The organism is Desulfocastanea catecholica, from assembly GCF_054657295.1.
In genome coordinates this window covers 151,424-171,735 of sequence record NZ_BAAHYZ010000006.1, presented here as the reverse complement: position 1 = coordinate 171,735, position 20,312 = coordinate 151,424, and the positions used below count along the sequence as shown (strand labels likewise).

Below are 20,312 nucleotides of genomic sequence, written 5' to 3'. Positions count from 1 at the left end.
ATGACTACCCATGTGAAAAGGTGAAAATTACTTTCAGGGCCGTTTGCCGCCGTTCATGAGCACGATGCCTGCAACAAAAGCGATGATGCCGATCACTGCATTATTGCCGTGTATCAAGATAAGGGAAGAGAGACAGAGCAGCACGCCGATGGTAACTTTATGCATAGCACCCTTTAACACCGCGCGAGTGTTACGCTCCATTGCTGATCAAGTTTTTTCGGGGAAACCGGTGCACGGGTTTTAATTTCCGGTGAAAAAAGAGAAATCCTGTATTCATTGACCAGATCCCGAAAGCACAGCAGGTGTTCGACTGCTTCTTCCGGGAGCTCTTCCTTTTTAGCCATCAGTTGATGCAATTTTTCCAGATACGGCTGAAGCTGCGCTGATTTCTGGCCGTCCTTGGCAGGATTTGCATGGAACCTCTCCAGGCGTACAAGAAGACTTTGCAGCTGTCTATCGATATTCTGCACATCCAGAGGCTCTGTGGTGTCCAGGAGCAGATCCACCGGGAAAATATCATTGAGGTGGGCGTGAAAATCCGCCTGCTTCCAGCTGGGAAAATGCAGCCTGGCATCCTGGGCGAAGATTTTGCTGATGGCATCGACCACGGTTCGTCTCTTGCGCACAAGCGCCATCAGCCCATGGCAGATTTCCTGACCGGCGGCATAAAAGCCCCGGGCCTCGATGTCTTTAATATTTTTCAAGAATATTGCTTCAGAGACGATCTCCTTGGGGATTGGACCAAAAAGTACACAGAGAATACAATCGAGCAGTCTGGAGATCACCTCTTTGCGGGTCTGGCCGATACTCATCAGCCAGATGGAGGAGGGGCCGGATAATGCGGTGGTGCACAGCTTCTTCAATGCCTTGTATTGGTTGCCAAATTGCAGAGCATACAGATACAGGTTGCCTTGCCTGTTCAGTTTCTCGGCGACTCTTTTGTCCTGTTCAAAGGTGAGTTTGACACAGCCGCCCTCCGGCTGGGCGATGAGTACCGGGTAGAGCAGGCCGGCAATTTCCCCTTGCGGCGTATAGGTCGGCACGGTGTCGGGAAGCCCGGAAAAATTCCAGCTCGTATGGCTGCCGCCCGCCCAGCGCTGTATCACTTCCTGTTCCGCACCGCGTAGAGCCCGCCCCGGTGCCGAGGGCTGGTTGCCCATCCGCGGGTCAAGCAGGTCTCGTAAATTACGTCCGGCGCACAGCTCCTGGCCGGCAGCGTCAAAGAGGAGAAACCGAGGCTGCAGGTGCGGAGGCAGATTGTCCGACCAGTCGGAACGTCGAATCAACAGTTTAAACATTTTCAAAATGGAGGTTTCCAGCGCTGAATACAAGGAGCCCCTGCCGTACTCCATATCATCGAGCAATCTGTTTACCGTGTCACTGATCGGCACCAGTTTTTTTCTGATGCCTTTAGGCAGTGCTTTGAGCAGGAAGGTCAGTTTTTCCTGGAGGAGGCCGGGAACGAGCCAGTCAAAGGCATCGGCGGCAACCGTAGTGGCAAATTCAAAGGGCAGTCGAAAGGTGACGCCGTCTCTCTCTGACCCCGGTTCAAAATGGTATTCCAGGCGAAGCTGCATGCTGCCAAGAGAAAAGGTAGGGGGATAATCAACCAGTTCCTTTTCTTCAAGCCGGCGCAGCAGCACATCATCGTCTTGCATCAGCAGGAAGGACTTGCTTCTTTTTTTCTTGAGAAACCGGTTAAAGGTCGTCTGGTCATAGACGTCAAGGGGGATTCGCTCCGCATAAAATGCATGCAGGGTCAATTCGTCGGCAACAATACTTCTCACCCGCAGTTTTTCTTCGGCGTCCTGCCATTTTTGTATCAGTGCCAGGTTGTGGTCGAGAAAATGATACGAGCCGTTGAGCTGACCGGTAACGAGTGCCGCCTGGATAAAAATGTCCCGGGCCTCGCTGATATTTTTTTTGTTCCTTTTGCCGTAGTTCACCTTTCGGCCGGAGGCGATAATCAATCCAAAGAGAGAGACCTTTTCGTCGGCAATGACCTGTCCGGTTTTTTTCTGCCAGTGGGCATTGGACCAGGAATATTTGCAGAGATGCGCGGCCACCGATTCGATCCAGTCCGGTTCTATGGTGGCCACGGTGAGTGCGTAGAGTCTGGTCGTTTCGAGAAACGATGCCGCCACCAGCCACTGGCCGCCGGAGGTGAACTGATGGGAGCCGGGAAAAATCATCAGCTCTTTATTATGCGTGCCCTGATACAGACGGCCCTGTTTTTTTATGGCCAGATTGCGCAGAAAGCCGGCAAGAAAAGATTTATGGATCTGCTCGTAGGAGGCGTCGGCGACGTTGTCGACAAATCCTTCCCGTCGGTCGAGGATCCGCGTTAACTGGGTGTGCAGATCGAACCATTCGCGCATCCGCTGGAAGGACAGAAAATGGGTCGTGCAATATTTTTTCAATTTTGACCAGGATTTGGTGCTGTTCTCCACATCGTGAAACTGATGCCATATGTTCAGGAGGACCATGAAATCGGAGTGCGGATGGCCAAATTCCCGGTGGGCGGCATCCGCCTCCTTTTCATGGTCGGCCGGCCGGATGCGCGGATCCTGAATGGCCAGTGCCGCTGAGATAATTTTAATCTCCCGAAGACAGTTGTTTTCTTTTGCCTCGATGATGATTCTGGCGATACAGGGATCAATGGGCAGATCGGCCATGATCCGTCCCCGTGCGGTCAGCTGCATCTTCTCGTCGATGGCGCCGAGCTCCCGCAGCAGCCGATAGCCCTCTCGGATGGCATTTTTATAGGGCGGATCAAGAAAGGGAAATTTTTCCGGGTCACCGAGGTCAAGAGATATCATCTGCAGGATAACCTCGGCAAGATTCGAGCGTTTCAGCTCCGGCAGGGTATATTCGGGCCGGTCGAGAAAATCTTCCTCGGAATAGAGGCGGATACAGATGCCCGGCGCGACCCGGCCGCATCGACCTTTGCGCTGGTCACAGCTGGCACGCGAAATTCTGCTGACCGGCAGACTGGTGGTTTTCGCCCGAACGTTATAGGTGGAAATACGGGCGAGACCACTGTCAATAACATAGCGGATACCGGGAACAGTGACGGATGTTTCGGCGACGTTGGTGGCGACGACAATCTTCACCTGATTGAAGTGCTGAAAAATTCTTCGCTGATCACCAGCCGGCAGGCGACCGAAGATCGGCAGGATCACCGCCTGGGAGATTTTTCCTTCGAGCAGCCGGCAACAATCGCGGATATCCCGTTCCGTCGGTAAAAAAACGAGAATGTCTCCTTTCGGTTCACGATGAAAAAGGTCGCAAACGGTTTGTACGCAGTGCTCCAGTTCGCCATCCTTTTCACCTAAGACATCTTCTTGTGGGGGATTGTAGCGGACGATGACCGGATAGGTGCGTCCTGAAACGGTGATGATCGGCGCGTCATCAAAATGAGTGGCAAAGGCGGCGGTATCGATAGTCGCCGAAGTTATAATAATCTTGAGATCATTGCGTCGGTGCAGCAGCTGTTTAATGTATCCGAGCAGAAAATCAATGTTCAGGCTTCTCTCGTGGGCCTCATCAATAATAATGACACCGTATCTGGATAATAGTCGGTCGTGTCGGGTTTCCGCCAGGAGTACGCCGTCGGTCATAAATTTGATCTTTGTCGCCGGCGTTGTATAATCATGAAAACGAATTTTATACCCGACCATATCGCCCGCCGCTCCCAGCTCTTCTGCGACCCTGGCGGCGACGGTCGATGCGGCAATTCGTCTTGGCTGAGTGCAGCCGATAAGTAAATTGTTGTCTGGAAGGGCCTCAAGACACATCTTGGGCAGTTGTGTCGTTTTTCCTGACCCGGTATCCCCGGCAATAACGACGACTTGATTGTTGATTATGGCCTCGATAATAGCACTTTTATTATCGATTATCGGCAGGTTCTCGGGGTAAAAATAATTCATGAAAAAAATAGATGTCGTCTTTATTGTGTGTTAAGTCACTGGCAGAGGTTTGTCCGGTGAGATACCATATACCTTCTGCATTTCTATTACTTTAAAAATTGAGGTTACTATGAAAGTTCGTAAAGCCGTTATTCCTGTTGCCGGTCTCGGGACCAGATTCCTTCCAGCGACAAAAGCAATTCCCAAGGAGATGCTCACTATTGTCGACCGTCCGACTATACAATACATAGTTGAGGAGGTTGTCGCATCAGGAATTGATCAGATTATTTTTGTCACCAGTGAGGGAAAATCAGCAATTGAAAACCATTTTGATTACAACTTTCACCTCGACGCAGTTCTGAAGGAAAAAAATAAAACGATTCTCGGCGAAGAACTGAACAATATTTCCAATCTCATAGATATCGTCTCGGTGCGGCAGAAAAAACCCCTTGGCCTGGGCCATGCCATCTGGACGGCGCGTAATGTCGTTGGTAATGAGCCCTTCATGGTCCTGCTTGGTGACGACATGGTCCTCAGTAAAGTCCCCTGTGCCAAGCAACTGCTCGGTCTTTTTGATGAAGTCGGTGAGTCTATTGTCGCCATTCAAAGGGTGCCGATGGAGGAGACCTCGCATTACGGTATTGTCGAAGGAGAAAAGACCGATCGGGAGAAAACCTATAAAGTCAAACGCATGGTTGAAAAGCCCGCCCCCGGTACAACCGACTCGGATATGGCTATTATCGGCAGATATATTTTAATGCCGGAAATTTTTGATATTCTCGACAAGACCACGCCGGGTCATGGCGGCGAGATTCAATTGACCGACGCACTGCTCGCCCTGACCAGAAGAAGGGCCATGTATGCCCAGGAATTTGAGGGGACGAGATTTGATGCCGGCGATAAAATGGGCTACCTGAAGGCAATTATTGCCTATGGACTCAGGCATCCAGCCCTCGGCAAGCAGCTGAAGGCCCACCTCCAAGAGGTTGTCGCGACTTTATGATGCATGTGGAAGTTGCGATAGCCGCTCCCCTTGAACAGACCTTGACATACGCTGTAGCAAAGAGTGCAGAACAGGGGGATTGCCTCGCCGGCCAGAAGAGCTATGTCGGTCGACGGGTGCTGGTATGGCTGGGTAAGCGGAAGGTGACCGGTTATGTGCTTGCCGTTGTGCCCTCTGTAGAAGATCCTCCCTACCGAATAAGAGAAATAAGCACCTTTCTCGATACCTATCCTCTGTTTCATGAGAACAGTGTGCCGTTTTATAGATGGGTGGCCAATTATTATCACTATCCGCTGGGGCTGGTTATCAAAACAGCCTTACCTGGCGGGCTTGCACCAAAGAGCGTTAAAAAGCTCATTTTACAGGCTCGACCCGACCAATTTTTGGCCTTTTTCCCGGCCAACATGCCCCGGTGGGGGCAAAAGCTTTCCACCCAGGGTGAACTTGGGGCGCTGGAAACCGCAGAGATTCTGAGAGACCGGACGGGAAAAAAAGTAGTGGCTCGTCTGCTCGAAAAAGATGCGGTCAGCATCGAAAACAGCATGGCTGAGGATGGCGTGCGGGAAAAACGTGAGCTCTGTTATGGGCTTGCCTTACCGGATTTTCCTACTTTGCATGAAACGGCGACAAGTCGCGAGGATGTGAAAGAATATCAGCAAAAAATTAAGCGGGAGATGGGACTTGACCTCAAACTCTCGGAGGTCAAGGCGCTGCAGCGCCTGCAGCATCTTACTGAAAAAACCAACCGCCAAACCATCGCCTTGAAAGATCTGCGCCAGGACTACGCCGGTGCGGCAAATGCACTGATAACACTGGAAGAAAAACAGCTTGTCGTTCGTTGCAGGGAAAGGGTCTTTCGCAGCCCTTTTGGCGAACAGCTGCAACACTATCCCCGCCCTGATCGTCTCACCGAAGAGCAGCAAACCGTGCTGGACCGCCTGCGGCCGGCAATCAGGGCCAAAAAGTTCAGTCCCTTTCTGCTGCACGGGGTGACCGGTTGCGGTAAAACCGAGGTGTATCTCAGGGCGGCGGAAGAGACCCTGGCGCAGGGCCGGGATGTGATAATTCTCGTCCCGGAAATTGCCCTGGCCACCCAGCTCGAGGCGCAGCTGCTGTCAAGATTTGGTGATCTGGTCGTCCTGCTGCACTCAGGAATGTCGGCATCGGAACGATTCGATCAGTTTTATCTGGCCCTGACTGGCAAGGCAAAGGTGGTTATCGGCGCCAGGTCCGCTCTTTTTGCCCCCGTCCGAGATCCTGGATTGATCGTTGTTGATGAAGAGCACGATGCCGGTTTCAAACAGGACGACAGTTTTCGTTATCATGGTCGCGACCTTGCCGTATTGCGGGCAAAATACCATGACGCCGTAGTGATTCTGGGTTCGGCCACGCCTTCGATCACCAGTTATGCGCATGCGCAAAGGGGCAAGTATTCCCTGCTGACCATGAAGGATCGGGTGGGAGACCGATCTTTACCGGCAGTCTCCATAGTTGATCTCAACAAAAACGAAGCAAAAGAAATTAAAGGTATCATTAAACAGCAGCTGCAGGAAAAATTGACCGAGAACCTGAGCCGCGGCAAGCAGAGTATCCTGCTGCTGAACCGGAGAGGCTTTTCCGCTGTGGTTATATGCAGGGATTGCGGCACACCGGTACAATGCAGTCATTGTCATGTTTCGCTGACGCTGCATAAGGGTAAAAATAAACTCATCTGTCATTATTGCGGCTTTACCGTGGCCGAAAAAAGTGTCTGTCTGCAATGCAGATCGACCGACCTGGTCCCGGCCGGATTCGGCACCGAACGGGTGGAAGAGGAGGTCCGGGAGCTTTTTCCTGAAGCGCGAATTACACGACTCGATTCCGATACGGCCTCCGATCGAAAAAAATTTCTCTCCATTCTGGCCAAAATGCACGAGGGGCACATTGACATCCTCATCGGCACCCAGATGATCGCCAAGGGGCACCATTTTCCCAACGTAACCCTCGTCGGCGTCGTCTGGGCCGATGGGGGAATAAGCATGCCGGATTTCCGGGCTGCGGAGAGAACTTTTCAGCTCATCACCCAGGTGATCGGCCGGGCGGGAAGGGGAGATGCGGCGGGTGAAGTCATCATCCAGACCATGCGTCCGGATCACTATGCGATTGTCTATTCACGGGATCACCAGTATGGCAAAATGTTTGCCCACGAGATGAAGCTGCGACGGCACCCGGCCTTCCCGCCGTATCTGCGATTGACCGCTCTGCGGCTCCAGGGGCGGGTGGAAAAAGAGGTGCAGCAGACGGCGGTACGTCTTGCCGGATTTTGCCGACAAACGGTCAAAAAAGAAAAACTCAAAATTGATACGCTCGGCCCGGCCCCTGCACCTATTGACAAGATCAAGGACAATTATCGCTGGCAGATCCTTTTAAAGGGCGGTGATACCGAGCAAATGCACGGACTGTGCATGGCCATAAAAAGTGTGCGGCAGGAACTGGTCGGACGCCAGTGCACCTTGGCAATCGATGTCGATCCGGAAAATATGATGTGATAGTGCCTCATGTGCCATGCCTCAGAAAGCGTACCATTTTTTTTTCGGACTATAGCCGACAACCCTGTTCCGTCCTTTCTCCTTTGCCTCATAGAGCGCTTGATCGGCTTGATGGATCAAATCGTTTTTGTTGAAATTATCCACTGTGGCCGGAGTGCCGCATGCCTGTCCGAAACTTGCCGTGATGTGGTACTTCTCCCGGCTGTCGTGAAAAGTTGTCTGTTCAATGACAGAACGTAATTTTTCTCCGACGATTAACGCATCCGCACAACTCGTCTCCGGCAGGACGACAACAAACTCTTCACCGCCGTACCTGGCCAGGGTGTCGTATTGTCTGATGTTCTCTTGTATGATCCTGGAAAATTCCGCTAAAATATAGTCACCTGCTTGATGACCATAGGTATCATTGACCAGTTTGAAATGATCGATATCAATGAGAAGAATTGAGATCGAGGTCTTGTGTCGCAGTGCCCGGTTAATCTCCTGATCTAAAATATTCTGAAAATATCTATGGTTATAGACCCCGGTCAGGCCATCGATATTGGCCAGATTGTCGAGTATCTTGTTTTTTTTCTCCAGCTCCTTCGTCAGATCTTCAAGGTGGATTTTAGCCAGGGTAAGCTGTTTATTCCTCTGGTCGTAGTCGAGATTTATCAGACTCAAACGACTATTGGCCTCCTGAAGTATTTCATGCACTGATTTGGTGGCTGTTATTTTCACATTGAAAGAGGTCCCGGCCTCCTTAACCTTTGTATGGACCTGAGCGAGAATAGTCTCGATGTTCTCCGCTGTCAGACCGAGTAATTTTCCCGCTTCCTTACGAAACTTTTTGTGATACATTTCCGGATGTTTCGAATAAAGGATATTTACCAAGATATCAGTAAGGTAGCCTGCTCGGACCGTTGCCCTGATCGAGACGTTTCTGCCGAGATATTCTTCAGGATGATGATGGTACTGCAGAGGAATGAGCAATACCTCCGGAAAACCCCAGTGCCGAGCCACTTCTACCCCGACCACGGTATGGTCGATGCCGAAAATGGTTTCTTCCGCGGCAAGCGTATGCTGTTGTGTGCCCTCGACGGCCTGAAGAACCTTGTCGTACTCCCTGGGAAAAGATCTCGCCAGGGTAAGTTCCCCCAGGTTCTGCAGCAACCCGGAAACAAATGCCTCCTTTGTATCCGCTTCCTCGGTGTGTTCGAGAATAAGCTTGGCCGTCACCGCTGAAGCCAGTGACTTTTCCCAAAAGGCTTCAAAATTAAAGCGACTTTTGACTGTATCGGCTTTCATAGTCAAAAAAGAAAGGGACAGCACCAGGCTGCGTACGGCATCCATTCCCAGAAGACTGACAGCCTGTTTAATCGAACCTATCTGCTGCGGAAAACTGTACAAGGCGGAATTGGCTACTTTCAGAATGTTCGCTGAAAGTGAAATATCCTGGGAAACCAACGCACCAATGTCGGCCAGGGTAGTCTCTTCTTTGGCAGTGAGGGTGATCAGTTTCGAGGCGACCGTGGGTAATATCGGCAATTCATCAGAGAGGAGGATATTTCGTAGAAGTTCATCTTTATGCATAACGGTTTTCCGGGTGGTTTGATTATTGATTTACAATCAAAAGTAATCTTCAGAAAATTTTATAATTTCCTGAAGATTATTATCAACTTTTCCCGGAAAAAGAAAGGAAGGAGGAGACGGTAAAGGTAGAAGGTGTCTTGACCCTTCTCACGCAGCCAGCGGCTGAAACTATCGGCTTCATCGCGTGAGAAGGGGAGATGGCATAAGAGCCGGTAGTGCACCCGCTGCTACATCAACGAGCCATTGATGAGAAAATGCACGTAGATACTCGCGGCGTAGCCCAGACCAATGACCGGCGTCCACTTGAGATGGCCAAAAAAGGTGTACTGGCCTCTTGCCTGCCCCATGAGCGCCACACCGGCCGCGGAGCCGATGGACAGAAGACTTCCGCCAACACCCGCCGTCAGCGTAACCAGCAGCCACTGGCCTTGAGACATCTCCGGCATCATGGTCAGGACGGCAAACATGACCGGAATGTTATCAACGATGGCCGAGAGAATTCCGACCATGATATTTGCCGTTGTCGGGCCCCAGTCCAGGTACATCAGATTGGATACGAGACCTAGATAGCCCATGAAACCAAGACCGCCGACACAGAGAATAACACCATAGAAAAAGAGCAGGGTGTCCCATTCCGCCCGGGCAACCCTGGCAAAAACATCGAAAGGGATGATCTGACCGATGCGTTGTTCGGCTTTTACCGGGTCATACGTCTCTTGCCTTCTGACATGGGTTTTATTCAGGTAGAAGCCGAACATTTTCAACAGCGACAAACCGGCCATCATACCGACCACCGGTGGAAGCTGTAAGAAATTATGAAAGCCTACGGCAGTAGCGATGGTCCAGAGAAAAAGACCGATGATGACGAAGGCCCCACGCTTTAATTTCAAGTCCTCAAGGCCGGTTGCCGGCTGCTTGTCTGCCACGGCAAAGCTCATTATCACTGCCGGCACCAGCCAGTTGACCACTGACGGCACAAATAAAACTAAAAATTCCTGGAACTGAACAATGCCCTTCTGCCATACCATAAGCGTGGTAATGTCGCCAAAAGGGCTGAAGGCGCCACCGGCGTTGGCGGCGACGACAATATTGATACAGGCCAGGCCGACGAATTTTTTGTCCTCCTTGCCGATGGCCATCACCACGGCACACATAAGCAGTGCGGTGGTGAGATTATCGGCAATCGGCGAGATGAAAAAGGCCAGAAGACCGGTAATCCAGAACAGTTTCTTGAAAGAGTAGCCGGCATTGACCAGCTTTACCCGGAGAACCTCGAACACCTGCCGCTCTTCCATGGAATTAATGAAGGTCATGGCCACCAGAAGAAAGAGAAACAACTCGGCATATTCAAGAATATTATGCCGAATAGCTACCTCTGCCGCATGGTTGATGCCGTTCATCGCATAAATCAGGCCGATTATGCCCCAGATAATACCGGCGGCCAGGAGAACCGGTTTCGATTTCCGCATATGGGTCATCTCTTCGAGCATGACAAAGAAATACGCCACGACAAAGACGATCAAGGCGATATATCCACCCCAGTGATTGGTAAGATTCAACGCTTCCTGGACCACTCCCGGCTCAGCGGCGAAGGCTGTTCCGCAAAACCCCAGGGAGAAGAGAAAAACGGTGAAATAATAGAAAAGGCTCCGTCCACGCATTGCCGAACTCCTGTTAAGTTTTTTTGATTATTTTGCGTTTTGCGGTACGATTTGATGAAAAAAAAATGTTCTGAAATTGATCTGTAATCTTTTCAGCACCATATGATAAAGCTAAAAAAAGATGAGGTCAAGTGAATAAATGTGCTATTATAGTTCGAAAAAATCGAATCGTGAAATAGTATGGCAGAGCAATACAGCGCAACATCCTGAGGAATTAGTGAGTAATGGAATGGCTTAATTATCATCACCTGTTTTATTTTTGGACGGTTATGCAGGAGGGAAGCATCACCGCAGCCGGCAGGAAGCTCAATCTGGCCCAGTCAACGGTAAGCTCCCAATTATCCACGTTCGAAGAAATGTTAGGTGCGAAACTTTTCAAACGCGTCGGCCGAAATCTCGAACCTACCGATATGGGACATCTTGTCCATAGATATGCGGATGAGATATTTTCCCTGGGTCGAGAAATGCTAGAGTCGGTGCGGGGGCAATCGGCAGCTGGTCCGATATCCCTTAAGGTAGGCCTTGTCGATATGGTGCCGAAACTTGTCGCCCGTAAACTTCTTGAACCGGCGGGCAAGTTGTCTGAACGGGTCCGGCTGATCTGTCATGAAGGCAAGGATGAGCAGCTGCTTGCCGACCTGGCGCTGCATAAACTTGATATGGTCCTCACCGAGACGCCGCTTCGTTCAAGCTTAAGTATCAAAGCGTACAACCATCTCCTGGGGGAATGCGGAGTTTCTTTCTTTGGCGTGGAAAAAATGGCAAAAACCCTGCAGCGTAACTTTCCGCATTCTCTCGACGGGGCACCCATGCTGCTGCCGATGGCCATGAGCTCCCTGCGCGGGATGGTCGACCAGTGGTTTGAAAGTATTAACGTTCACCCCATAATAATCGGCGAGTTTGATGACAATGCACTGCTGGCGGTGTATGGACAGGCCGGCGAAGGCGTCTTTATGGCGCCAACGGTTATCGAGAAGGAGGTTGAACTGCAATATCAGGTCCAGGTGCTTGGCCGGACAAATAGAATCAGGGAAAAGTTTTATGTTATTTCGGTGGAACGGATTATCAGGCACCCGGCAGTAGTGGCTATTTCCGAGGCTGCGCATCAAAACCTCTTTTTTGATGCAGCGCAACAACCATACGAGCAACCATTGGCTTAAATCTTAGCGGCCTGTATCACCCGCAGTCGGCCTCTGGATAGGTACAGACTACCCCCTGGTAATTCTCAAAGACAAGGGTATCGCCCTGGGCAAGGATATATTGCGGGGTAAGGGGAATTTTGCCTTTGCCCTTTGGTCCGTCAAGGGCGTAGGTGGGAATGGCCATGCCTGAGATATGTCCGTAAAGTTGACGCATTATGGCGATCCCGGTAGCAGTCGGCGTTCGGAAATGGTTGGTTCCCCGGGTGAGGTCGGCCTGAAACAGGTAGTAGGGCTTCACCCGGATGCGCAACAGGGCGAGAAAAAGTTTTTTAAGTGTTTCTGCATCATCGTTGACGCCTTTTAAAAGGACCGTCTGGCAGCCGAGCGGGATACCGGCGTCGGCAAGCATGGTGCAGGCCAGACTCGACTCCGCAGTGATTTCAGCAGGATGATTAAAATGGGTATTAATATAAAGAGGGTGATACGCTTTGAGGAGAGTAACAAGTTTAGCGGTAATGCGCATGGGCAGAACCGAGGGTACCCTGGTGCCGATGCGGATGACTTCGATAGAGGGTATTGAACGTAGGTTTCTCAGAATCGCGGCGATCTCCTCATCCGGCAGGAGAAGCGGATCACCGCCTGAAATGAGGACCTCCCGGATAGCCGGATGGCATCGCAGGTAGTCGTAGCCGGCTTGCAGCGTCTCGGGACTGATCTTCATTTTTGCAGTGCCGACTTTACGATTTCTTGTGCAGAAACGGCAATACATCGCACAGGTATTCGAAACAAGAAGCAGCGCTCTATCCGGATATTTGTGAACGAGATTGGGCACCGGGCTGAGATTTTCTTCATCCAGTGGATCTTCCTCACAGACCCCGTCGTTTATCTCGGCGACATCGGGAACAGCCTGCTTCCACATCGGATCACCGGGATGGTGCATTAATTTTAAAAAATATGGATTAATGCGCATTGGAAAGTTTGCTATTACCTCACGTAATGCGTTACTATCACAATCCAAATGCTCCTGCAGGCCATCCAGGGTGGTTATGCTGTTCTGTAAAATTATTTGCCATGGTTCCATGGCCGGACATTATGGAGCAAAGAAGAGCACTTGTCAATTGCACATTTTATTTTTGAGATGACCAAGGGGGCTGAGTATGTCGACAAATCTGTATCGGTTCAAATACGACGAATATGGCAATACACGTGAAATTGTGGTGTATGCCAGCGGTTCCGCTGCCCGCTCCTGCAGCTATATAAATAAGGGAACAGCATTCAGCCTTGAAGAAAGAAAATCGTTGGGGCTGGAGGCGACGCTTCCCCCCGGTCTGAGAAATCTTGAGGAACAGATTGAAGGTTCTCGGGCCAAGGTGAATGAAAAAATCGATGACATCGAAAAATTTATCTTTATTCGTTCAATGTTTGACCGTAACGCAACACTTGCCCACGCTCTTATACAAAGTGACATCAAAAATTTTATAAAAATCATCTACACTCCGACTATCGGCCTGGCGGTACAGAAATATTCATCCATGTTCCGGCAGGCCAACGGCCTGCACTTTTATCCTGGCAATATCGACGGGGCAGAGGATATATTACGACGGTTCGCTCATCGGGATATCCGCGTGGCTGTGGTCACCGATAACCAGGGGGTGCTCGGTATCGGTGATCAGGGTGCCGGAGGAATTGCCGTCTGCCTCGGTAAGTTGATGCTCTATACCCAGGGTGCGGGCATTGCCCCCTGGCATTGTTTGCCTATCTCTCTTGATGTCGGTACCAATAACGAAAAACTGCTTGATGACAAGAAATATCTCGGCTGGCGGCACAGACGACTGGAAGGAGAAGAATACTTGTCGTTTATCGGTCGATTTGTCAGGGCTTTCAGAAATGTTTTCCCTAACGCTCTTTGCCAGTGGGAAGACTTTTCTCAGCAGAACGCCTTTAGTATTCATGACGCCTTCGTCGATGAACTCATCTCCTTTAATGACGATATTCAGGGTACAGGCGCGATCGCCCTGGCGGCTCTTTTGTCGGCCATGAAAATCAAAAATGAGAAACTCGCCGACCAGCGCATCCTCATCCATGGCGGCGGTGCAGGGGGGGTGGGGATCGGTGAGCAGATCATGCTGGCCATGATCGAGGAGGGTCTGTCGCAGAAAGAGGCCTTGGCCCGTATCTTCATGATCGATTCGAAAGGCCTTATCTCCAGCTCGAACAAGGAACTGCATAAAAAGAAATTTGCCAAAGATAAGGCCCGTCATCCCTGGCTTGGCGAAATTGACAGAATCGATATCCCGGGAATTATCCGCAAAGCTGGGATCACCACCTTGATCGGCACGACCGGGCAGGATTTCTTTTTTAACAAGGATGTCATAAAAGAAATTAAGAAAAACAGCACTCGGCCACTTATCCTGCCGCTCTTTCAACATATTTCAACGCCCCAGGTTTTTTGCGAGAATATCAGTAAATGGAGTGAGGAGGGGTTCCTGGTGGCCACCGGAAATCCCTGCGCCACCCTGGAAAGTTTGGAAAATGCCTGCCACATTGGTCAGTGCAATAATGCCTTTGTTTTTCCCGGCGTCGGACTGGGCGTTCTCGCTTCAGGTGCCAGGGAAGTGCTGCCGGAGTTTTTTACCGTGGCAGGCAGGGCGATTTCCGATATGATGTCTGAAGAACAACTGCAGAAGGGACGGCTGGTACCACCTATCGATGATATCCGTAACGTAGCCAGAAAGGTTGCCGTGTCGGTGGCTATGTGCGCAGTAAGAAAAGGGGTCAGCAGACCGTGCGTCTACTCTGATTTTCAGCATAACGATGATGAAGCGAGGATGAGTATGCTCATCGACCGGATCAGATGGAATCCTGAATATCTGCCACTAGTTTCCATGTAAACAACAAAGCCCCCGGTACATAGCTGCACCGGGGGCTTTGTAACTGATATAATAATAACTAAATTTTCTGAACGTTATCAGCGGCAGGACCTTTCGGGCCATCTACTATCTCAAAGGATACCCGGGAACCTTCTTCAAGAGACTTAAAGCCTTCAGTTTTGATAGCGGAATAATGGACAAAAACATCTTGTCCACCATCTTGTTCGATAAAGCCAAAACCTTTTGCGTCATTAAACCACTTCACTGTACCTTCTGCCATTGTACTACTCCTTTTGTACGCAGTTCAATTTCGAACCGTTAATATATTTCCAACCACTCACTGGTCAGACATCGTTTGTTGTGTAGAAAGAGAAAAATCCCCGCCATTTCCATGTTGGTTTGTGTATTTTTCATTCGTCAATACAAAACGATTTGTACCACAACAAGCAATTCGTTTAGCACGTCTGCCCATTAAATGCAATAAATAATTTCAAAATGAGCTGTCATCCCACACGGATAGGAATTTTTCTTATTTTTTATGGCCGAGGCTTTTCTATTGTGCCTACGCCGGGTGAAATCGCGCTATGAAAGCGAGAGCGCAGTCGGTAAAAACGATAAAGAGTTGACACCCTAATTGCCTGGAGTATAAGTTTACACCCTTGTATGCGATGAGGTTGCATAATTATCTCAACGGAAAAATTTTTCAAGCGGTGTCAAAGACGGTGTACCCTGACTATCCATTTACCTCCCACTATCTCGACCTCGATGGTGGACGACTGCATTACCTTGATGAAGGAGAAGGTCCGGTGGTTGTCATGGTACATGGCAATCCCACCTGGTCCTATTATTTCCGGCATGTTATTTTACAATTACGTGAAAATCATCGGGTCATAGCCCTTGATCATATGGGCTGCGGTCTCTCCGATAAGCCGCAGGACTACCCCTATTGTCTGGCGCAGCACATTGCCAACCTGGAATCTCTGCTCAGGCATCTGCAGATAGGCCGTTTTTCCCTCGTCGTTCATGACTGGGGCGGCGCGATAGGGATGGGCTGCGCCGTTAACCATATCAATCGTATTGATAAAATAGTGGCGATGAACACTGCTGCCTTTCGTTCGACCCGGATACCACGGCGCATCCAGCTTTGCCGCCTGCCAGTGCTGGGTGAAATACTAGTCCGTTTGTTCAATGGCTTTGCCTGGCCGGCCACCTTTATGGCGGTGCACAACCAATTGGCGCCGGACGTGGCCAAGGCGTATCTTGCACCCTACAACAGCTGGCAAAATCGAGTGGCCGTCTACAATTTTGTCCGCGATATTCCGCTTGCACCGCGCGACAAAAGCTATGCCCCCCTTGTCGATATCGAAAAACGGCTACACCTTCTCCGCGATGCGGCTCTGCCCGTGCTTCTTGTCTGGGGAGGCGGTGACTTCTGTTTCAACGAAGAATTCTTCCTGGAATGGCAGAAACGCTTCCCTGATGCCAAGAGTCACTATTTCGCCGATGCCGGGCATTATCTTCTCGAAGATAAACAGGCAGAACTCGTGCCGATTTTTGCGTCGTTTTTTCGGGAATAAACGTTTGGGAGAAAAGAGGTGGCAATAAATATAGCCGAAACCTTTGTGGACGTTGCCAGGGAACACGGCGATAAAACAGCGGTGATCGAGGCTCGAAGCGGAAAGAAAATTTCTTTTCATGAGCTCAACAGCAAAGCTGACGCTTATGGGCATTTTTTTGCCGGGCAGGGGCTGCGCCCTGGAGATATCGTCATCCTGATGGTTACGCCATCCGTTGACTTTATCTGCCTGACCCTGGCTCTTTTTAAAATCGGCACCCCCATTGTCCTTATCGACCCGGGCATGGGCTATAAGAATCTGCTGCGCTGTATTGAGCGAGTTGCCCCGAAATTTCTTATAGGTATCCCCAAGGCGATTCTTTTCTCAAAAATATTTACCACACCCTTTCAAACCGTGGAGAAGACATTTTGCTGCGGCAACTCTTTCGGTCTTTTCGGCGGTGATATTTCAAAACTAAGCGAAGATGCCGGAAAAGAATGTCCCGTCTATCGACCCACAGCCTCGGATCTTGCGGCTATTATATTTACCACAGGTTCTACCGGTCCTCCGAAGGGTGTACGGTACGAGCATTCGATCTTCAGTGCCCAGCTGCGCTTGATAAAAGAATATTATGGTATTGGCCCGGCCGATGTCGATCAGCCGGCCTTTCCGCTGTTTGCCCTTTTTTCGGCGGCACTTGGCGCCTGTGCCGTTCTTCCCGACATGGACCCCACGCAACCGGCCCGGGTCGATCCGGAAAAATTCATTGCCTCCATTAAAAAACACCGGGTGACCTATTCCTTTGGCTCCCCGGCCATCTGGAATGTGGTGAGCAGGTATTGTCTGGAACGGAAGATAGTGCTCGACTCGGTCCGGAAGGTATTGATGGCCGGGGCCCCAGTGCCATACGAGCTGTTGCAGAGGGTGCGGGATATACTGCCTGCCGAGGCTCTGGTCTTTACCCCCTATGGCGCCACGGAAAGTCTGCCGATTGTCTCGATAGAAGGCCGCGAGGTGGTCGGCGAGACCTGGCAGCAGAGTCGGCTGGGCAAGGGAACCTGCGTTGGACGCCCTTTACCTGGTATTGACATTAAGATTATTGCCATCGCCGATGAAGTTCTGCGTGAGCTGACCGGAGATATGCTTCAACCTGTCGGCAAAATCGGCGAAATTATTGTCCGTGGCGATGTGGTGACCAGGGCGTATGAAAATAATCCACAGGAGACTGAACTGGCAAAAATAGTCGACGGCAATACATTCTGGCATCGGATGGGTGATGTCGGCTATCTCGACAATGCCCATCGCCTTTGGTTCTGCGGCAGACGCGCCCATCGAGTCGTGACGGAAGAGACAACCCTTTATTCCGTGCCATGCGAGGCGATAATCAACGAACATCCTGATGTCTGCCGCAGTGCCCTTGTCGGCATTAAAAACAGCCGAGATTGTTATGAAACCATACCGGTCATCATTGTCGAGCCGAAGAAGGATCGCAGTATCAATAGTAAAAAACTGCTGGCAGAGATAAAGAAGATAGCCGAACAGTCGGAACTTACCCGGGATATCAAACATTTCCTGATTCATGAAAACTTCCCGGTCGACATCCGGCATAACGCAAAAATATTCCGCGAAAAACTGGCACTATGGGCACAAAAGAAACTTTCTCCCTGTCGATAAAAAAGGCACTGGTTACCGGTGGAGGTGGCTTTGTCGGCAAAGCGATTGTTACACGACTTCTTCAGCAGGGCATTGAAACTGCCGTAGTTGGCCGACATCACTATCCTGAGATAGAGGCGCTGGGGGGCACATGTGTTGTTGGCAATGTCAGCGATGGTGCGATAATGGACCGCGCCGCTGCAGGAGTTGATATTGTTTTTCACGTTGCCGCCCTGGCCGGAATCTGGGGATCGTGGAAAGAGTATTATACAACCAACGTCCTCGGTACCGAGGTCGTTATCGGCAGCTGCCAAAGAAACGGCGTCCCCATGCTGGTCTACACCTCTACGCCCTCCGTGGTCTTTAACCGTACCGACATCAACGGCGGCGATGAAAGCCTCCCCTATGCCGCCGAGTATCTTTGTCACTATGCAAAAAGCAAAGTCATCGCCGAGCAAAACGTACTTGGTGCCAATTGTCCAACACTACTGACCTGTGCCATCCGGCCGCACCTCATCTGGGGGCCGGGGGATCCGCATCTTCTGCCGCGTCTCCTGGCAAGCGGCCGGAAAAAATTACTTAAAAGGGTGGGGGACGGTTCCAATCTGGTGGATATTTCTTATATTGATAACGTTGCCCATGCACATCTCCTTGCCGCCAAAAACCTTTGTGAGCAGGGGACAGCGGCCGGAAAACCTTATTTCATCAGTCAGGGAGAACCGGTGAATCTCTGGGACTGGATAAATGACTTGTTTACGGCAATGGGTATCGACAGAGTACAGTCAAGTGTCTCTTTTCCGTTTGCATATCGCCTAGGTGGTTTGTTGGAGGCCTGCTACAAAGTTGCCAGATCAGCAAAAGAGCCAAGAATGACCCGCTTTCTCGCCGAACAATTAGCAAAATCACACTATTTTTCCATAGAAAATGCCCGGAAAGATCTGGGCTATGCCCCTGTCATTTCAACGAGTGAGGGATTACGAAGGACCGTATCATGGCTGAAGGCGCAATAAAAAAAATTAAAAATGTCTTTGTCTGGTTTCTGATCAGTGTGATTTTTCAATTTTTTACCGTGACGCCGGGGTCGGCATTCACCATCGGTGACGAACGGGAGATTGGCGAAAAATTACTCTACTCGGTGCGATCTGCATTTGAGCTGCTAGACGACCCTGATATCACCCAGTATATAACAAAACTCGGTCAGGATGTTCTGGAAGTAGCAGGAATTCAATACTTTGATTATCATTTTTTTGTCATAGACAATAAGGAATTCAACGCTTTTGCTGCACCGTCCGGATTGATTTTTTTCCATTCCGGCCTGATTGGCACCATGAACTCTGAGGATGAACTTGCCTCTGTTCTCGCCCATGAGGTCGGTCATATCGTCAAGCGTCATCTTGCATCGCGAATGGAGAAAGGAAAATATACCAGTATTGCCTCGTTAGGTTTAGCCCTGGCGGCATTGGCTTTTGGTGGAGCGGCCACCCCGGTTCTTTTGACCGGGGCACTGGCGACGGGACAAAGTCTTAACCTGCATTTCAGTCGCCAGGATGAGGAAGAAGCGGACCTCATGGCCTATGATTGGCTGAAAAAACTTCATCGAGATCCGGCAGGACAGGTGAAGATGCTCGAATCCATGCGACGGATAGCTCGATACCGCAGTGAGAAACCACCGCAATACCTTCTTACCCATCCCAATCCTGAAGAGCGCCTCAATTACATAGAATCATTGATTGATATGGACAGGGAACACCTGCAGGAAACGACACAAGCCACTGACGATTTCGAGTTTCTCCGGTTTAAATATCGTATTCTCGCCCAGGTAAAAGAGTCCCGGGATCTGAGGGTGTCCCTGGCAAACATCATCGCGGATAGCCGATCCGGTGCATTGCAGAAGATGATGGCCCAATACGGCCTGTCGCAAATTGCCAAATACGAAAATGACTACAGCAAAAGTCTCACCCTTCTGGATAAAGTTATAGCTTCTCTCCCGGATAAAAATATTCTCAAGGTTGATCGAGGGACTATCCTCTTTGCCGCCGGACATTTTGAAGAGGCCGAGAAAACCCTGAGAATGGCTCTGGCGGTCGATGGCTCGGATATGTATGCTACATTTACCTTGGCTAAGCTGCTCTACAGGACCGGTCGGCTTGGTGAGGCGGAGAAATATTTTCAGATGGTGAGGTATGAATTACCAGAATATTCACAAATATATTTCGAACTGGGGCAAATCGCCTCCGACAATAAACTCGTCGGCAATGCGAACTTTTATCTCGGGAAGTATTATCTCTACGAAGGCAAGATCGATCTGGCTGAGGGAAATCTCAGGAATGCCCTTCGGCAAGGCACCTCCTTACCTGCGGCAATGCAGGCAGAAAGTAAAGAGCTGCTGGAAAAGATAAAAATGTTGAAGAAATAAACG

General features: G+C 50.3%; 14 protein-coding genes. 8 read left to right on the top strand and 6 right to left on the bottom strand.

Going from position 1 to position 20,312, the window contains the following annotated elements; all coding sequences use genetic code 11:
* Window positions 1–33: 33 nt before the first annotated feature.
* Together ACYQ8U_RS07760 and hrpA are read right to left on the bottom strand one after the other, a co-directional pair.
* Entirely contained in the window at window positions 34–165 is a 132-nt protein-coding gene (locus tag ACYQ8U_RS07760) for a hypothetical protein (protein WP_459944965.1), read from the bottom strand.
* 8 nt (window positions 166–173) lie between these two features.
* A complete protein-coding gene (hrpA, locus tag ACYQ8U_RS07755; RefSeq protein ID WP_459944964.1) occupies window positions 174–3,929 on the bottom strand; it encodes an ATP-dependent RNA helicase HrpA in 3,756 nt (1,251 codons plus the stop codon).
* Window positions 3,930–4,038: 109 nt separating this feature from the next.
* Between hrpA and galU the strand changes: the two genes are divergently transcribed.
* A complete protein-coding gene (gene galU, locus ACYQ8U_RS07750; RefSeq protein WP_459944963.1) occupies window positions 4,039–4,911 on the top strand; it encodes a UTP--glucose-1-phosphate uridylyltransferase GalU in 873 nt (290 codons plus the stop codon).
* Window positions 4,908–7,439, top strand: a complete 2,532-nt coding sequence (gene priA, locus ACYQ8U_RS07745) for a replication restart helicase PriA (RefSeq protein ID WP_459944962.1) — start codon at window positions 4,908–4,910, stop codon at window positions 7,437–7,439. Before galU ends, priA begins: the two co-directional genes overlap by 4 nt.
* 21 nt (window positions 7,440–7,460) lie before the next feature.
* On the opposite strand, the gene ACYQ8U_RS07740 is transcribed toward priA, so the two are convergent.
* Together ACYQ8U_RS07740 and nhaD are read right to left on the bottom strand one after the other, a co-directional pair.
* Entirely contained in the window at window positions 7,461–9,011 is a 1,551-nt protein-coding gene (locus tag ACYQ8U_RS07740; RefSeq protein WP_459944961.1) for a sensor domain-containing diguanylate cyclase, read from the bottom strand.
* 227 nt (window positions 9,012–9,238) lie between these two features.
* On the bottom strand, window positions 9,239–10,672 hold the full coding sequence (nhaD, locus tag ACYQ8U_RS07735; RefSeq protein WP_459944960.1) for a sodium:proton antiporter NhaD: 1,434 nt from the start codon (window positions 10,670–10,672) through the stop codon (window positions 9,239–9,241).
* A gap of 224 nt (window positions 10,673–10,896) precedes the next feature.
* On the opposite strand from nhaD, the gene nhaR reads away from it, so the two are divergent.
* Window positions 10,897–11,832 carry a transcriptional activator NhaR gene (gene nhaR, locus ACYQ8U_RS07730; protein ID WP_459944959.1) on the top strand — a complete coding sequence of 312 codons (936 nt, stop codon included), beginning with the start codon at window positions 10,897–10,899 and terminating at the stop codon, window positions 11,830–11,832.
* A 16-nt stretch (window positions 11,833–11,848) separates the two neighbouring features.
* On the opposite strand, the gene ACYQ8U_RS07725 is transcribed toward nhaR, so the two are convergent.
* Window positions 11,849–12,895, bottom strand: a complete 1,047-nt coding sequence (locus ACYQ8U_RS07725; RefSeq protein ID WP_459944958.1) for a KamA family radical SAM protein — start codon at window positions 12,893–12,895, stop codon at window positions 11,849–11,851.
* 76 nt (window positions 12,896–12,971) lie between these two features.
* Here ACYQ8U_RS07725 and maeA point away from each other — a divergent pair, with 76 nt between their 5' ends.
* Window positions 12,972–14,705, top strand: coding sequence for an oxaloacetate-decarboxylating malate dehydrogenase (gene maeA, locus ACYQ8U_RS07720; protein ID WP_459944957.1), 1,734 nt, complete (start codon window positions 12,972–12,974; stop codon window positions 14,703–14,705).
* 58 nt (window positions 14,706–14,763) lie between these two features.
* On the opposite strand, the gene ACYQ8U_RS07715 is transcribed toward maeA, so the two are convergent.
* The gene (locus tag ACYQ8U_RS07715) at window positions 14,764–14,964 is read right to left on the bottom strand and encodes a cold-shock protein (RefSeq protein WP_459944956.1); all 201 of its coding nucleotides are present in this window, start codon (window positions 14,962–14,964) and stop codon (window positions 14,764–14,766) included.
* A 430-nt stretch (window positions 14,965–15,394) separates the two neighbouring features.
* Here ACYQ8U_RS07715 and ACYQ8U_RS07710 point away from each other — a divergent pair, with 430 nt between their 5' ends.
* The 4 genes from ACYQ8U_RS07710 to ACYQ8U_RS07695 are packed head-to-tail and all read left to right on the top strand — an operon-like array spanning window position 15,395 to window position 20,309.
* Entirely contained in the window at window positions 15,395–16,261 is an 867-nt protein-coding gene (locus tag ACYQ8U_RS07710) for an alpha/beta fold hydrolase (protein WP_459944955.1), read from the top strand.
* Between the two features lie 18 nt (window positions 16,262–16,279).
* Window positions 16,280–17,914 carry a fatty acid CoA ligase family protein gene (locus ACYQ8U_RS07705; protein ID WP_459944954.1) on the top strand — a complete coding sequence of 545 codons (1,635 nt, stop codon included), beginning with the start codon at window positions 16,280–16,282 and terminating at the stop codon, window positions 17,912–17,914.
* Entirely contained in the window at window positions 17,881–18,903 is a 1,023-nt protein-coding gene (locus tag ACYQ8U_RS07700) for an NAD-dependent epimerase/dehydratase family protein (RefSeq protein ID WP_459944953.1), read from the top strand. Before ACYQ8U_RS07705 ends, ACYQ8U_RS07700 begins: the two co-directional genes overlap by 34 nt.
* The gene (locus tag ACYQ8U_RS07695) at window positions 18,885–20,309 is read left to right on the top strand and encodes a beta-barrel assembly-enhancing protease (protein WP_459944952.1); all 1,425 of its coding nucleotides are present in this window, start codon (window positions 18,885–18,887) and stop codon (window positions 20,307–20,309) included. The genes ACYQ8U_RS07700 and ACYQ8U_RS07695 overlap by 19 nt, the downstream gene beginning before the upstream one ends.
* The last annotated feature ends 3 nt before the right edge of the window (window positions 20,310–20,312 follow it).